Annotated in this window: 15 protein-coding genes; 5 read left to right on the top strand and 10 right to left on the bottom strand. The window is 49.6% G+C overall.

Features of this window, described 5'->3' with window-relative positions; translation table 11 throughout:
* The 9 genes from BM030_RS03790 to BM030_RS03750 all read right to left on the bottom strand — a co-directional run bounded on the left by BM030_RS03790 (nt 1) and on the right by BM030_RS03750 (nt 9240).
* Nucleotides 1-972, bottom strand: a complete 972-nt coding sequence (locus BM030_RS03790; RefSeq protein ID WP_090971317.1) for a polyprenyl synthetase family protein — start codon at nt 970-972, stop codon at nt 1-3.
* Nucleotides 973-1017: 45 nt separating this feature from the next.
* Nucleotides 1018-1581 carry a DUF3109 family protein gene (locus BM030_RS03785; RefSeq protein WP_090971687.1) on the bottom strand — a complete coding sequence of 188 codons (564 nt, stop codon included), beginning with the start codon at nt 1579-1581 and terminating at the stop codon, nt 1018-1020.
* Between the two features lie 9 nt (nt 1582-1590).
* The gene (locus BM030_RS03780) at nt 1591-2391 is read right to left on the bottom strand and encodes a DUF3108 domain-containing protein (RefSeq protein WP_090971315.1); all 801 of its coding nucleotides are present in this window, start codon (nt 2389-2391) and stop codon (nt 1591-1593) included.
* Between the two features lie 2 nt (nt 2392-2393).
* On the bottom strand, nt 2394-2909 hold the full coding sequence (locus BM030_RS03775) for a DUF2480 family protein (protein ID WP_090971685.1): 516 nt from the start codon (nt 2907-2909) through the stop codon (nt 2394-2396).
* Between the two features lie 71 nt (nt 2910-2980).
* Nucleotides 2981-5092, bottom strand: coding sequence for a peptidylprolyl isomerase (locus BM030_RS03770; RefSeq protein WP_090971313.1), 2112 nt, complete (start codon nt 5090-5092; stop codon nt 2981-2983).
* Between the two features lie 170 nt (nt 5093-5262).
* Nucleotides 5263-5844: an LPS export ABC transporter periplasmic protein LptC gene (gene lptC / locus BM030_RS03765; RefSeq protein WP_090971311.1), complete on the bottom strand. Its 582-nt coding sequence runs from the start codon at nt 5842-5844 to the stop codon at nt 5263-5265.
* A gap of 19 nt (nt 5845-5863) precedes the next feature.
* The gene (locus BM030_RS03760) at nt 5864-7195 is read right to left on the bottom strand and encodes a BamG family beta-barrel-assembly machinery protein (protein ID WP_090971309.1); all 1332 of its coding nucleotides are present in this window, start codon (nt 7193-7195) and stop codon (nt 5864-5866) included.
* A 138-nt stretch (nt 7196-7333) separates the two neighbouring features.
* Nucleotides 7334-8314 carry a DUF6427 family protein gene (locus BM030_RS03755; protein WP_090971307.1) on the bottom strand — a complete coding sequence of 327 codons (981 nt, stop codon included), beginning with the start codon at nt 8312-8314 and terminating at the stop codon, nt 7334-7336.
* Nucleotides 8315-8388: 74 nt separating this feature from the next.
* Entirely contained in the window at nt 8389-9240 is an 852-nt protein-coding gene (locus BM030_RS03750) for a UDP-2,3-diacylglucosamine diphosphatase (RefSeq protein ID WP_090971305.1), read from the bottom strand.
* A 136-nt stretch (nt 9241-9376) separates the two neighbouring features.
* Between BM030_RS03750 and BM030_RS03745 the strand changes: the two genes are divergently transcribed.
* A complete protein-coding gene (locus BM030_RS03745; RefSeq protein ID WP_211657524.1) occupies nt 9377-9544 on the top strand; it encodes a hypothetical protein in 168 nt (55 codons plus the stop codon).
* Nucleotides 9545-9551: 7 nt separating this feature from the next.
* On the opposite strand, the gene BM030_RS03740 is transcribed toward BM030_RS03745, so the two are convergent.
* Nucleotides 9552-10334 carry an MBL fold metallo-hydrolase gene (locus BM030_RS03740; protein WP_090971301.1) on the bottom strand — a complete coding sequence of 261 codons (783 nt, stop codon included), beginning with the start codon at nt 10332-10334 and terminating at the stop codon, nt 9552-9554.
* Between the two features lie 134 nt (nt 10335-10468).
* Here BM030_RS03740 and recJ point away from each other — a divergent pair, with 134 nt between their 5' ends.
* Genes recJ through der form a run of 4 tightly spaced genes read left to right on the top strand, consistent with a single transcriptional unit; the run spans nt 10469 to nt 15802 of the window.
* Nucleotides 10469-12169: a single-stranded-DNA-specific exonuclease RecJ gene (gene recJ, locus BM030_RS03735; RefSeq protein WP_090971299.1), complete on the top strand. Its 1701-nt coding sequence runs from the start codon at nt 10469-10471 to the stop codon at nt 12167-12169.
* A gap of 24 nt (nt 12170-12193) precedes the next feature.
* The gene (gene lptB, locus BM030_RS03730; protein ID WP_090971297.1) at nt 12194-12928 is read left to right on the top strand and encodes an LPS export ABC transporter ATP-binding protein; all 735 of its coding nucleotides are present in this window, start codon (nt 12194-12196) and stop codon (nt 12926-12928) included.
* 5 nt (nt 12929-12933) lie between these two features.
* On the top strand, nt 12934-14448 hold the full coding sequence (locus BM030_RS03725; protein ID WP_090971294.1) for a GH3 auxin-responsive promoter family protein: 1515 nt from the start codon (nt 12934-12936) through the stop codon (nt 14446-14448).
* 52 nt (nt 14449-14500) lie between these two features.
* On the top strand, nt 14501-15802 hold the full coding sequence (gene der, locus BM030_RS03720; protein WP_090971291.1) for a ribosome biogenesis GTPase Der: 1302 nt from the start codon (nt 14501-14503) through the stop codon (nt 15800-15802).
* Nucleotides 15803-15806 lie beyond the last annotated feature (4 nt).

Here is a 15806-nt window from a genome sequence, read left to right as displayed (position 1 = left end):
TTATTTGTTGCGTTCAGTTGTATAACGTACCAGTTGCTCCAGTCCATCCCGGTATTCGCTGGATGGGAACTGGGCCAGGATGTCAAATGCCTCTTGCTGGTAAGCCAGCATCTGTGATGTGGCATATTCCATTCCGCCATTGGCCTTGACGAAGGCAATCACTTCGTTAACCTTGTTGCGGTCTTCATGGTGGTTTTTCACCAGATTGATGATGCGCCTTTTTTCCGGTCGGCTAACCTGTTTCAGCGCATATATCAGTGGCAGCGTGAGCTTCTTTTCTTTGATGTCATTCCCCAGCGGTTTACCAACATCATCGATACCGAAGTCGAAAAGATCGTCTTTAATCTGGAAGGCGATGCCTACCTTTTCTCCGAAGAGGTGCATTTGTTTGATGGTTGTTTGATCGCCTCCCGCAGAGGCTGCTCCGCATGCGCAGCACGAGGCGATTAGCGAGGCGGTTTTCTGCCGGATAACTTCGAAATATATCGACTCCTCGATGTCCATACGCCGGGCTTTTTCCAATTGCAGCAATTCTCCTTCGATGATTTGCTGAACCGCATCACTCACAATCTTGAGCATGCCAAAGTCGTCATTCGCCAAAGATAGCTGCATGCCCTTAGCCAGCAGGAAATCGCCCACCAACACAGCCACCTTGTTTTTCCAAAGGGCGTTTACCGAGAAGAAGCCCCGTCGTACATTGGCGTTGTCTACCACGTCGTCATGCACCAGGGTGGCAGTGTGTAAAAGTTCCACCAGGGCTGCTCCACGATGGGTGGCGTCGTTGATGGTGCCGCATAATCCCGCCGAGAAGAAGACAAACATCGGACGCATTTGTTTGCCTTTGCGTTTTACGATGTAATGGGTTATGCGGTCGAGCAATGGAACCGAGCTCTGCATCGAAGCTTTGAACTTGTCTTCGAATAGCGCCAATTCACGGGCAATGGGTTGTTGTATTTCGCTTAGCTTGAGCATTCGGAATAAAATCGGCGCAAGATACTAATATATTTTATAATTAACCTACAGCATGCGTACCGATTCTTCGAGATCGGCATACCACTCCGCGCCGTACTTGCGGATGAGGGGCTCCTTCAGGAAGGTATATACGGGAACCTTCAGTTCCCTGCCGAGCGAGCAAGCCGAATGGCAGATGTGCCAGCGGTCGTAGTGCAGCACGTCAAAGGCTGGGTATGCCGTGGTGCGTATCGGATAAAGGTGGCAGGAGAGGGGCTTTTTCCAATTGATGGCGCCCGCTTCATAGGCTTTTTCGATGGCACATTTGGTAATGCCGTTTTCCCAGGTTACGTATGCACACTCTTTATGCCCATCTACACAGGGCGTGGTCAGGTCGCCGTCGGCATCGGTTACATGGGTGCCCGAGGCTTCCACCGTTGCGATGCCTTTCTTGGTCATATACGGCTTTACTTGCGGGTAAACAGACGCCAGTATGGCAAGCTCATCCCGTTGCAATGGTGCTCCAGCATCGCCTTCTACACAGCACGCGCCCTGGCACTTGCCAAGGTTACACACAAACTCTTCCCTGATCAGTTCTTCACTTACCAACACATTACCTACTTCGATCATCATGGTTGACTATTTTGATACCCCTTCCAATCGTTTCCCCAAAGGGTGTTTAAGTCCTTTCGCATTCGTCAGTTCCAAGGTAACCGAGCCGATGAGTATTTCTACGTGGGCTCTTACGGGAATTCGGTTGCCGTCATTGGTTACCCAAAGGTACAGCCGGCTGTCTTTCCGGAAGATTCGGCCCGGGGCTATTTCTGGACTGAATTTCAGGCACTCCAGCGTTCCCAGGGGTGTTTTTATCTGTTCGATGCCGATGTATTCAATGCCCAAGGTGGCAATCTCATCGTTAAGGAAATACGTCAGTTTAAACGAGTGCCCCGGCTTGATGTTTGATAAATCGAGGTTGCGCGCAAAATAATAGGCGGATAGCAGATCAAACGTCTGTGCCGACTCACTTTTAAACGTGCCCTTGTTGCCCTGAACCGTCCGTTTCGGATGGTTAAACCGAACAATGTCCGTCCGCCGGTAGTTCCCTTCACGGATGTTTTCTGTGTAATAGTGGGGCAAGAACGTCCGTGAATCGATGTATGAATCGTAGCGGTTGTCCACCGTGTAGAAAATGCTGAACGTGCCGGAGGTGCTTCCGCGGGCCGACAAGTGATAACTATGCGGACTGCTGAATTTTATCTTGGAGTCTTCTACTTTCAATACTCCGGTGGCGGCCGATACAACGCCATAACGCAGGCGGTAATGCAATTCCTCACCGGCCTTAAAGGAAGGTTCCTTCAGGTAAGGAAGCGGTTGCCCCACCGCTACCAGTGCCAGACCGAACAGGCTGCACAAAAGCGTGATAGATGTTTTGATAATCATGGTTATGCCTTCCGTTTGAAAATGGGAACGGTGGAACAAGGCTCGCCATACATGATGCTTTTGGCTACTTTGCTGAGCATGGCTGTAAACTTGACGAAGGCCGATTCAGGAACCGGAATATCGCCACATCCTTTCACTACAACACGTTGGTCACGGTATGTTTCGATATCCAATTTTTCCAATGCCCTTTCGAACAGCACGGTTTCCAAGGTGCTGGGGTCGCCAAACACGATGTCTTTGGCATACGGCTGCAGCCGGTTGGCCAACAGCATGTACGCCCAGGTGGGTACTATAGCATCTGCTGTACAGGTGATAGCAACAAACTTTCCGGTATATTGCTGCCAGTCATGTTCCTTGACGAAATCCCTGAAATCCTTTTCTTTCAGGATAAGGCCGTGGAATAAATTGTCTTTAATATCATATATGACGCGTTCACCCTGGGGGGCAAACTGGGCGAGGTCTACCGTAACCAGGCCACTTTGGGCAACTTTGTTTACGATTGTTTCTTGTATTTCCATAACAAAAAATCCGGACAGCTTAAGGCCATCCGGATACAAAGTTACGTAAAATATCCTTTGGTGTCAGCCCGTTAAAAGAAACGGGCCCGGTTATCCACAATATCGGCTTTGTCCTGTAAAGCGCGGAAGGCAAGCGACCACGACCGCTGTGCCAGCGACTGGGCCATTTGCCGTTTCTGTCCGTTGAGGTCGGTAGGAGCAGGCGGGTTTACAAAACCGGTCACTTCTACGATATATACGCCCTGTGATCCGCTTACCGGTTTTGACGGTTGCTTCGGTTGAAGGCCAAAAGCGGTGCCTACCACGGCATTTTCCTGGGCCACGCCGGGGATTACGGGGTTGGCAAAAACGATGTTTTCTGCCAGTACCGGAGTTTTTCCGAGCTTCTGGCCGATTTGCGCCAGCGTGTTGGCCCCCTTGGCAGCTTCGGTAGCCTGAGCTATCAGTTTTTTGGCTTTGACCCGGTTGCGAACCACGCTTTCGATATCGGCTTTTACTGCCTCCAACGGCAATTGGCCCTTCTTACGGATGCCGGTTAACCGGGCTACAACGTATTTATTGTCAGACTCGTAGATTTGATCGGTAATATCGCCCTTGTCGGCCTCGAAAGCCCATCGTACCAGCTCACGCGGTACTTCTGTGCCCATCAACATGGTTTCCAAAGCGGTAATGTTGTCGGCCTTCAATACTGAAAGACCCTGCTGGGTCGCCGTTTCCTGGAAGTTGCCCTTATTAAGGGCGCCGAAGAATTCGGTCGCTTTATTATAGGCAGCATCCATGGTTTCTCGGCCACTTGTTACTTGTTTGTCCACAATAGCTGCCTTGACCACCCGCGATGAGCCGATTTGATCCGCTACTTTGATGATATGCACGCCGAACTGCGATGTTGCGACAACGACATCGCCTTTCCTGGCATCAAAAGCGGCATCTTCAAATGCCGGTACCATTCTGCCCCGCCCGAAGGTGCCGAGTTCGCCTCCGTTTATTTTGCTGCCTTCATCTGTGCTGAATTGTACGGCCAACGCTGCGAAACTTTCGCCCTTTTCAACCAACCGCTTGATGGAGTCGGCCTTCGCTTGGGCTTTATCCATACCGCCTTCTGTAGCGGGGTTAAGCAAGATGTGACTGGCCTTAACCGAGTCAGGCCCCACTTTGCTGCTGACCACTTTGGCGATTTCAAAGCGGCCATTGGAAAGTACCGGCCCAACGGTGGTGCCTACGGGTACATTGAATACCAATGAATCCAACGCCGGACTAAATTCTCCTTTTTTACGGTAAATGTAAGGGTATTTGGTATCAGAATTGACCGCAGCAAAAAGGGAGTCGGTGGTCGACTCTGCCAGCTGCGCTTTCAGCTCTCCGATGGCAGTACGCACGTTTGCGGTGTCCTGCGCCGTTGGACTCGCATCAAATACCACGAACTCCAGGCTCCGCGTTTCCTCAGGGTTCTTGAACACCCCTTTATTTTCGTTGTAATATTCCTTGTAATCCTGCTCGGTGATGGTGATCGCACTGTCTGGAACCGTATTGTAGTCCAGCAGGACATATTCGAAATTGGCCAGTTTGTTCCGTTGATTATATTCTTCGGTGGCTTCGAGCGAGGTTACGTAAATGCTGTTGTTGATCAGGTTAGTGTATTTGGCGCTTAGCTGTTCATCAATAATGTTCTGCAGCAACGCCTCCCATTGGTTGCGGGCTTCGTGGTTCCTGGGCAGGGTACCTACCTGGGCAATAAAGCTATTGAGCTGGTCGCGGTCAAACTGGCCGGTTTGCGGATTGCGGAATGCTTGCTGGATCTGCATGGAAGGGTTATCGCCCTGTACCAGATCGTTCAATTCCGTTTTGCCCACCGTAAGGCCGATTTGTTCAACTTCGCTTTTCAGCAGTTCGCGATTCAGGTATTGGCCCCACACCTGCTGTACGGCCCATGACTTCATCTGGGGGCTGAGGGTTCCTCCACCCATTTGCTGGCGGAACATCTCCGATGTCTGCTCTACCTGTGCATTAAATGTCGTGATGTCGATGGATTCGCCATTGATGCTACCCACCTGGTTCTGGTGGCGGGCCCAAACAGGTGTACCATAGCTAATCACGTCCCCCAAAAGAAACGCAAAAATTGCGAAACCGATAATAACAACGATAATCACTCCCGCACGGTTCCGCAAAAAGTTCATTAATCCCATAGCGTGTATAAAACTGTTTTTTTTAAGCTGTTATTGTAAATCTTAAACCCTTGTTTGCAGGTGGTTTCTATACCTTTTTTAAAATGAGGCGCAAGATACGACTTTTATCAAAAAAAGAATAGTTGCATGGTTAAATTATGTGCAATATACCGATTTGCCTGCTGTAAGCCCTAAAATCCGGGCGATTGTCCCTCTTCTAAGACATATAAGGCGGTTGAGTTCTGTACCACGATATCCTGGAAGTCGCCATCCGAGGTAAAAGATGACCCCATGTAGTTGTTTTGTCCGTCATGTGAATATACCGCAATCGGTACATGGTTGTAAAAGGTGTTCGCTTTCTGGTCATGAATAAGTTCCTCCGTCTTTATCACGGTGCCATCTGCCCGTGTGATGACCACATTGTCCCTGAATTCCGTCAGTTCTTCCTTTTCTTTCTGTATGGCATAATTGGCGGTGATGCGCTGTGTCTCTGAGCCGTTTTCATCATAAAAAATGATGGTTATGCCTTTCTGAAATTCGTAATAAGGGTTTTCAACATGGTAGAGCCGCATTTCAGGGGCGGTCAGCCTGGCTTTCACCTCGGCAGAATCGCTGTAAATGACAGTCACATCGAGGGAAACATCCACCGGTTCTTCCGCCTGAATGGCGGCGATGCGATCTACCTCTTTCAGATCCGTTTCACAGGAAGCCAGTGCGGCTATGCCGAATAATACCCATGCGAGGTAACTCCATTTTCTGCCCAGCATATCCATAGCACTTCATTACGTACAGTTAATCATATCGGGTCCGCCTGAACCAGCGTTCGTTGAGCGTAAACCCTAAATGGAAATTAATATACCGTTCGCGCACCAGGTTGTTTGATAGCGTGCCCATCTGGCCCAATTCGGTAGAGAAATTGATTTTGTAGAAAGATCCACCGAATAATGAGGGTAGCGGAAAGCCGAAACCTACCGTCAGTGCCATCTGGTTGATGTCCTGGTTGTCAATGTTGATGTATGACTTATTGTATTTGAATCCCAGCCGATAGTCCACTACATTAAAATACCTGACCGATGTAATGTCAGGGGTAATTTGCCCGCCAAAGGCGAAACCATAACTATCTGTCAGGGCGGGGTTATGTCCGGCTATCCGGTAACTGCTCCATTTGGCGTAGTTCACGTCGCCGCCGAGCATCCATTTGCCACCTTTTGCCAACGTAAAGCCCACACTGTGTTTCATGGGCATTGTTATCTGTTGTTGTTGGCCTTGATAGGTAGCCACCGTGTCTACAGGCAGGTTTTCGTAATCATCTTCCACGCTGGTGGGCGTGCGGGTCACCACCCGTGATGCCTGGGTGTTCAGGGGGCCGCCGGCAGCTCCCGAGTAGCCGATGGTAAGGCTCACGTTATTGCCCAATGGCTGAAAATACTGTGCGCCATAATCAAAGCTGAATCCGTTGACATATTGGCTACTGTCTACCCGGATGTTCAACGCGCCGATATCATTCGGAAATTCTACTGACCGGATGTTGTTTAGCGTGCCGAATAAGTAGGATACGTTGGCACCCACGCTGAAATTTTTATTGATCTGCACCCCGTATCCCAGATAGGCCTTGGTTGTTCCCCCTGCTCCGGCATAAACCGTCCGGATTTGCGTCGTGTCAATTGTGCCGGAGATGGCATGGCTGAACCCCACGTCCGAAAAGGGCATGATACCAAAGCTGATTCCTCCCGGCCGGCCCAGCGGAATGCCGAAATTGATGTGGCCCAACGAAAAGTTATATGAATTTTCGGAAAGCTGATTTCTGCTGAGTTGCGTAATGTTGCCGAACACGCCGATATCGACGGTCGTCAGCGTTAACGCTGAATAGGAGGCAGGGTTGCTTACGTTGATATTGCTGTACCCCCCCAGGTAGCGCACCCCGGTAGCGATACCGCCCATGGCGCGGGTTTGCGGTAATAAATCCCCCCGGAGTTCGCCGATGCCAAATCGTGAGTACGGCGAACTGGTGGTCGACCGTTGTGCATGTACCAGGGTACTTGCCAAAAGGAGCGTAAGAAACACAAAAGCTTGCTGGAAGCGATGCCTGTGACGATATGGGAACTTCGGCGTGCGGTACTGCATTTGCTGAGTAGAACTGTTATGATAATTCAGAGCGAACGATAATCAAGTTAACAAAAACGATTGCAAAGCTATCTAATTTTTAATTGAAGCGGGTTATTCTTTTTGTTAAAAAAGGTTAAAACGCTGTTTTTAAATTGCTTAGAAAAATTGAAAATAAATGATGGTGGCCAGTAGTAGGGCAAACGCACCTTCATATAGCCACCGCAGGGTGGCGTAGTTAAAATAATAGGTCATGTATATGGCTATCGGAGGCACACATAACAGAAAATGGTTAATGGCTAAATCGGCGTTCAGGTAAAACGAGGCGACAGACAGCACAGCCATGCAAAATAGGAGCTGGAACGACTTACGGATGTGTACCACGCTTTTCAGAAGGTTCTGTCTTAACGTAAAGAAAAACAGGATGAGAATGACCACAACCGGGAACAGCACCAGATAATCATAAGTTTCCATGTGGATGGAGGTTGGAAGCGGATAGGCAAAAGGCAGCCATATCTCGTAAAATTCGTCCATCCGATCAAACCACAGGTAAACGACGCTTAACAGAAAATAAACGCTGACAAAACCGATGGGGGCGGCCAGCCACTCTCGCCAGTTGAATGCCCGGAAGATCATCAAGCTACACCACAGCAACAGTAGCATCATGATAAAGGGGAAATATACCAGGCTGCCCAGGGCAACAATCATCCCCAGATCAAACATTAACGACTTGATTTCCGTACGTCTGTAAATGTTGAGGAGTTTGCTGAGCATCCAGATAGCCAGGAAATTGCAAATCAGTATGGGAGACAGGACCAAAAAAGGTAGTACTAAGCTGGCAAGTGTCACGTACATCAAGGCAGCCAAAAAGCTGGGGCGGCCCACTAAGTTAAATTGATTGACCACCCGGTTTATCATCAACGCTTGCGCGATGGTAAGGGCCAATGTAATAACGACATTTGTTTCGGGTGAGATGTTCTGAGGCGACAATTTTCCCGTAAAATTGCTGATGGCCGGCTCGAAGAATACCGGCATCAGGTTTTCCGGAAGGTGCGTGAATACGCCCAGGCATAGCAAAAGCCCAATCAACGAAAGCAAGACTATGTTTAACGGCGTATATTTCCGGAACTGATCAATCATATTGCATGTGCCGCAATGGCACTACAATAATAGCGGTTAATTAACAATTGGCAAAACAAGCCTGAAGGTTATCTTCATACCGCCGGCTCGGACTTAAGTAAATCCAATAGCCGTCTAATGTCGAGCTTATCGCTTAGGTCGTCATTCTCAGACGTGTCAAGTTCCAGATCGGCCGAGATATAGTCTTTGGCGTGGTATCGGTAGATGCTCCATGCGCCGTCATGATATTCCAGTGCGGTAAGATTTTCCACCCAGTCGCCAGAATTAAGATAAGTCACGGCCCCTTTGTCGGTTTCGATTTGGCGGATTTCGGGCTGGTGGATGTGGCCGCAGATAACATACTGATAACCTTTTTCGATGGCCAGCGTGGCCGCCGTCACCTCAAAGTCGTTAATGAACTTCACCGCATTTTTGATGCTGTTCTTGATTTTTTTTGAGAGACTCATCTTTTCCCGCCCCAGCTTCGTGAGCATCCAGTTGACCATGCTGTTTAGCAGAATTAGGCTATCGTAACCAATCGCACCCAACCGTGCAAGCCATTTGGAGTGCTGCATGGTCACGTCAAAAATGTCGCCGTGGAATACCCACGCTTGCTTTTTACCCACACGCAGGGAAAGCTTGTTTGTGAGGGTCAGTGATCCCAGCCGGAAATCGGCAAACTTGCGGAGCATTTCGTCGTGGTTGCCTGTTAGGTAAGTCACAGGAACCCCTTCGGCCACAAATTTGAGGATTTTCCGCACCACCTTCATGTGGGATTCTGGCCAATACCGTTTGCTGAATTGCCAGATGTCAATGATGTCGCCATTGAGGAGGATTTGTCTTGGCCGGATACTTTTGAGGTAGCGAAGCAGTTCCTTGGCATGGCATCCATAAGTACCCAAGTGTACGTCCGAAATCACAACTAAGTCTACATCCCGTTTACTCATAAGCTGATGTTAGTAGTCTTCCCTGTCTTCAAACCTTACATCGATGTATTTCACAAATAAATAAGATACCGCAATCAAGCAAAGGATGGAGATGCAAACGGCTATTTCTAACAGGTATACCATATTGCACACAAATGTGAAGAAGGGAAATTACTTGAGTGTTAGGGGAGTATTAAGTTATTGCGTGATCGACTATATTTTTTATCGGCCGCAGACGGCTATGGAAGTGCTTGAACACCATGTGGTTGCTGAAACCTATGCTTCAGACCACAGGCCTGTTGTGGCGGTGTTGGGGCTGCTTTGACGAAAGGCTATCCCCCTGTGGCATCTACCAGGCGGTAGCCTCCGGTTTCTTTTGGTTCGGGCCGCCCGATAGCGATGTTGGTAGAATGGTACATCAGAAACACCCAGCCTTCGGCACACCCCTGTTCAAAGTACTGTTGACGCAGGGTCATGGATTTCCGCCCATCATAGTCATATTTCGCCGCAAATTGGCGGAAAAACTGTTCAGGCTCCGGGGCTTCGTCGCCCCCGAAAAAGTAATGCTCGCCCCCTGTGCGGATATGGAATACCTGATGATGGGGTGTGTGGCCTCCTGAAACTTCATAGCTGACTTCGTTGTTCAGTATGCCGTCGCCATCTATCAACAACAAGTTGCCGCTTCGTTGCAGCACATCGAACAGCTCTGTTTTGTAGGAGTCTGACTTGCCGCTATAAGCGTCTTCCCATTCGCCTCGCTGGATGACATATTCGGCGTCTGGAAATGCCAGCCGCAATTGTCCGTCTTGTTCCAGCACCATGCCGCTTGCATGATCTTTATGCAGGTGCGACAGCAGTACGTATCGGATGTCGCTTGGTTCAAAACCGGCTTTGCGTATATTATTATGCAATTGCAGCGTACCATCAGGCAGCGTGTGGCCAATGCCGGTATCGAGCAGCAGCAGTCCGGCCGCCGATTCAATTAGAAATGGATGCACGTGGATAAATAGCGACCCCGGGCGGTCTTTCTTATTGTCTTTGCTGGCGTCAAATGGAATGAACTTTTTGGATGAATCGACGGAAAATGAACCTTCGAATAAAGAATGTGCTTGCATGTTTTTATCTTTACAGCTTCGTAGGATACAAACTTAGGTAAAATTGCTTTTTATGCAAGTGCCTGCGTTTGCATAAGAGGCAGATTTATCGATCTCTCGGCTGCCATTGAGGACAGCTTATATAGAGGAAACATATGCAGAAAAGATGGGCTATCGCTTCATGCCATAATCCCGCGGCTTCACAAAAGCTCCGTGATGAACTTGGTATCAGCATGATTTTGGCAGATCTGCTGGTTAGCAGGGGTATTGGGTGTTTCGAGGATGCTAAGCGGTTTTTCCGTCCGGACCTATCCGCGCTTCACGACCCCTTTCTGATGCGCGATATGGATAAGGCCATTGCGCGTATCGAACGGGCGATCGGCAATAACGAGAAAGTGCTCATCTACGGTGACTACGATGTGGACGGCACCACGGCCGTGGCCACGGTGTACAGCTTCTTCCGGCAGTTCCATTCACGGCTCGAGTTTTATTTGCCCGACCGCTATACAGAAGGGTATGGGATATCCATTCAAGGCATTGACTATGCTGCTGATCAAGGCTTTTCGTTGGTTATCGCGTTGGACTGCGGTATCAAGGCTGTCGATAAAATCGCATACGCCCGGCAACGCGGCGTCGATTTCATCATCGGCGATCACCACCTGCCGGGCGACCGGTTACCGGATGCTGTAGCGGTTCTGGATCCCAAGCGTGCCGACTGCCCTTATCCTTATAAGGAGCTGCCGGGCTGTGCCATTGGTTTCAAAATCATCCAAGCGTTTATCCTGAAAAATAACATGGATGTCAACCAATGTTACCAATACCTGGATCTGGTTGCCGTGGGCATCGCGTCGGATATGGTACCCATTACGGGCGAAAACCGCGTGCTTACGCATTTCGGGCTTCAAAAGTTAAACAGCAATCCCTGCTGCGGCCTGCAATCGCTGATTGATTTGTCTACCCATAAAACGGGCAACTTTACCGTAAACGACATTGTATTCCAGATTGGCCCCCGCATCAACGCCGCGGGGCGGATAGATCATGCGAAGGATGCGGTTAAATTATTGGTTTCGAAATCCATGCAGGAGGCATCCGTATATAGCAGCAGCATTGATGTGCAGAATGCCCAGCGCAAGGATTTCGATGTGCGGATTACCGAAGAGGCATTGGCTATGATTGATGGCGACGAGGCCCTGCAGGAACGGAAAAGTACCGTGGTGTTCCGGCCGGACTGGCATAAAGGGGTTATCGGTATCGTGGCTACACGGCTTACCGAGAAATATTACCGGCCTACCGTGGTGCTTACGCAAACGAACGGACATGTGACTGGATCGGCGCGATCTGTAATGGGCTTTGATTTGTATGAAGCGCTTAATGCCTGCAGCGACCTGCTTGATCAGTTCGGGGGGCATAAATACGCCGCCGGGTTGACCATGAAGCCTGAAAACATCCCGCTGTTCCAGCAGCGGTTCGAAGAGGTGGTGTCGGCTAATATCCTCCCGGATATGCTGCAACGGGAGATTCTGATCGATGCCGTGTTGGACATGTCGGCCATTGATGCCAAGTTTTTCCGTATTTTGCGGCAGTTTGAGCCATTCGGGCCGCAGAACGAGACACCTCTGTTCCTCAGTAAGGGGGTCGGGGTTTGTGGTCCCGCGGCGGTTGTGGGCGGCAGCCACCTCAAAATGACGGTGATGCAGCCGGGCACGGCCGCGTTTGATTGTATAGGTTTTGGGCTGGGAGGGTATGCGGAGGCGATTAACCGGGGCAGTGTATTCGATATGTGTTATACCATCGAGGAAAACGTTTGGCGAAGCAAAAGAAACATCCAATTGAATATAAAGGACATCCGGATTTAGTTAAAGCCGGTTAGGCACTACGAAATGATACTAAGAGCAGAACACCTTATCAAGAAATACAGGCAGCGCACGGTGGTAAACGATGTGTCGTTTGAAGTGTCGCAGGGAGAAATTGTGGGGCTGCTGGGACCCAACGGGGCGGGCAAAACCACATCGTTTTACATGATAGTGGGCCTTATCAAGCCTAATGAAGGCCATGTTTACCTGGACGACGAGGAAATTACCGAAGACCCGATGTACCGCAGGGCACAGAAGGGGATCGGTTACCTGGCACAGGAAGCCTCGGTGTTCAGGAAACTATCGGTGGAACATAATATCATGGCCGTGTTGGAAATCCATTACCAGGATAAAGCGGAGCGGCAGGAAAAACTGGAGGAATTGCTGGCAGAATTCAGCTTGAATCGTGTCCGCAAAAATCGGGGCGACTTGCTCTCGGGAGGCGAGCGCCGCCGTACAGAAATTGCCCGTGCTTTGGCGGCAAATCCTAATTTTATCTTGCTTGACGAGCCTTTTGCCGGTGTTGACCCCATCGCCGTAGAGGAAATCCAGACGATAGTTTCTAAACTCAAACACCGTAACATTGGTATCTTGATTACCGACCATAACGTGCAGGAAACGCTGTCCATTACCGACAGGGCATACTTGCTTACCGAAGGTAAGATTATGCTTGCCGGCACGCCCGAAGAAATCTCGGTCAATGAAATGGCCCGTAAGTTTTACCTGGGCCGCAACTTTGAGCTGCGTAGAAAAAAGCTATAACACCTATGGCCCTCATCAATTCAATATTCACTTGGATCATGAAAAAGCGGATTCACCAAATCGAGCTTTTCATGAAATATCCGCACGAGGTGCAGGACGAATGGTTCCAAAGCCTCATCTCCGCGGCTGAAGCCACGGAATGGGGTAAGAAATACGGCTACAGCTCTATACTGACTGCTGAAACTTACAAGGAACGGGTGCCTTTACAGGACTATAACAGCCTGAAGCCTTATATCGACCGCATGATTAAAGGGGAGCAGAATATCTTATGGCCTTCGGATATCAAGTGGTTTGCCAAATCGTCGGGTACCACGGCAGATCGCAGTAAGTTTATTCCCGTCAGCGAAGAGGCACTGGAAGACTGCCATTTCCAAGGCGGTAAAGACATGCTGTCTGTGTATTGCCACAACCGCCCGGACACGAAAATACTGACCGGGAAAGCGGTGGTGCTGGGGGGTAGCTCGCAAATCAACAGCTTCAATTCAGATTCCTATTATGGCGATCTTTCGTCCATCATTATCCGTAACCTGCCGTTCTGGGCAGAATTAAACCGTACCCCCGATGTCGAAACGACACTGAACCCCAACTTCGAAGAGAAGATCGAAAATGTGGCTCAATTGACGATTCTTGAGAATGTAACCAACCTGTCGGGCGTGCCCACTTGGAATGTGGTGCTGGCCAAGCGTATCCTGGAGATAACGGGTAAGGCAAACTTGCTGGAAGTATGGCCCAACTTGGAATTTTACAGCCACGGCGGGGTGAGCTTCAAACCATACCGCGAGCAATTCAAAAAGCTGATTCCTTCTGACCGGATGTATTACCTGGAGAATTACAATGCCTCGGAAGGGTATTTTGCCTTGCAGGACCAGTCGGATTCAGAAGATTTGTTGCTCATGCTTGATTACGGCATCTATTATGAGTTTCTGCCGGTGGAAAACCTGCATGATGAACAGCCGAAGACATTGGGCTTGCATGAGGTGGAATTGGGGAAAAATTATGCGTTGGTGATTTCTACCAACGCAGGCTTATGGCGTTACATCGTGGGCGATACGATCAAATTCGTCAATCTCCATCCTTACCGTATCCAGATTACCGGACGCACCAAGCAGTATATCAATACGTTTGGGGAGGAGGTTATCGTGGATAATGCGGACGAAGCGCTGCGGCGGGCCTGCGCGGAAACGGGGGCGGCCATCCGTGATTATACTGCCGGGCCGGTTTATTTCCAGGGGGAGGAGGCAGGTGCGCACGAGTGGATCATTGAATTTGATGAACAACCCAACGATTTTGATACGTTCTGCAGGGTGCTGGATACCACGTTGCGTGAAGTCAACTCGGATTATGATGCGAAGCGCTTCAACGATCTGGCGTTGCGTTTCCCCATCATCCACAATGCTCCAGACGGTACGTTCTATCGCTGGATGAAAGCTCGGGGCAAACTCGGCGGACAGAACAAGGTACCTCGGCTGGCAAATGATCGGACTTACTTAGACGATGTGTTAACGTTGCTCCGATCGTAGTTAGTTCATAAATGCCCGATAAACCATTCGTTATCCTTACCTTTGCAGTCTTATGGCAAATATCATCGCAATAGTAGGCCGGCCGAATGTCGGGAAATCGACCCTGTATAACCGGCTGACCGAGAGCCGCAGGGCCATTGTAGACGACTTCAGTGGTGTTACCCGCGACCGGCATTACGGCCAAGCCGAATGGACGGGCAAGAACTTTACGGTTGTTGATACGGGCGGGTACGTACATGGGTCTGACGATGTGTTTGAGGCAGCCATCCGCGAACAGGTGCTTATTGCCATTGAAGAGGCGTCCGTCATCCTGTTTATGGTGGATGTTATCACCGGAATAACTGATCTGGACGATGCCATTGCCGATGTGCTCCGCCGCAGCAAGAAGCCGGTCTTTGTGGTGGTCAATAAGGTAGATCATCCGTTGTTGCAGCAAGAAGCCACTGTATTCTACAGTTTCGGGCTGGGAGAAATTTATCCAATCTCGTCCATTACAGGCTCGGGCACGGGAGAATTGCTGGACGAAGTGGTGCAGCATTTCGGGCAGGAAGATCCGGAAGCGGACGAACGTCCGAAATACACTATTGTGGGCCGGCCAAATGTGGGCAAATCGTCCCTTATCAATGCCCTCGTAGGTAAAGAGCGGAACATTGTTACGCCCGTTGCCGGCACGACGAGAGACTCCATCCGGATTCATTACAACCAATTCGGGCACGACTTCGTTCTCATCGACACCGCAGGGCTGCGCCGTAAGGCGAAAGTGAAGGAAAACATCGAGTTTTACTCGGTGATGCGCACCATCAAAGCGTTGGAAGAGTCGGATGTCGTCATATTGATGCTGGACGCTACGGAGGGGATTGAAGCGCAAGATATCAATATTTTTCATTTGGCCGAAAAAAACCGCAAAGGGGTGGTTATCCTTGTAAATAAATGGGACCTAATCGAGAAAAATAACAAGACCACCAAGGTGTTCGAAGATCTCATCCGGGAAAAGATCGCTCCTTTTACCGATGTACCGATTGTTTTTACCTCCGTGGTCGAAAAGCAGCGGATTTTCAAGGCCATAGAAGCGGCCGCCAAGGTTTATGAGAATAAAGTCAAGAAAATACCCACGTCGAAGTTGAACGATGTGATGCTACCCATCATCGAAAGCTATCCTCCGCCTGCGGTAAAGGGCAAATACGTCAAAATCAAATACGTTACCCAGCTGCCCGGAAAATCCCCTATGTTTGCCTTTTTCTGTAACTTACCGCAATACATCAAAGAACCTTACAGTCGTTTTATTGAAAACAAACTGCGGGAACATTTTGATTTTGAGGGGGTGCCCATCCAAGTGTATTTCCGGCAGAAATAAATTC

The sequence above is a fragment of the Parapedobacter composti genome, from assembly GCF_900112315.1.
Lineage (GTDB): Bacteria > Bacteroidota > Bacteroidia > Sphingobacteriales > Sphingobacteriaceae > Parapedobacter > Parapedobacter composti.
The sequence above is the reverse complement of the archived record's forward strand: the minus strand, read 5'-3'. Positions and strand labels throughout refer to the sequence as shown.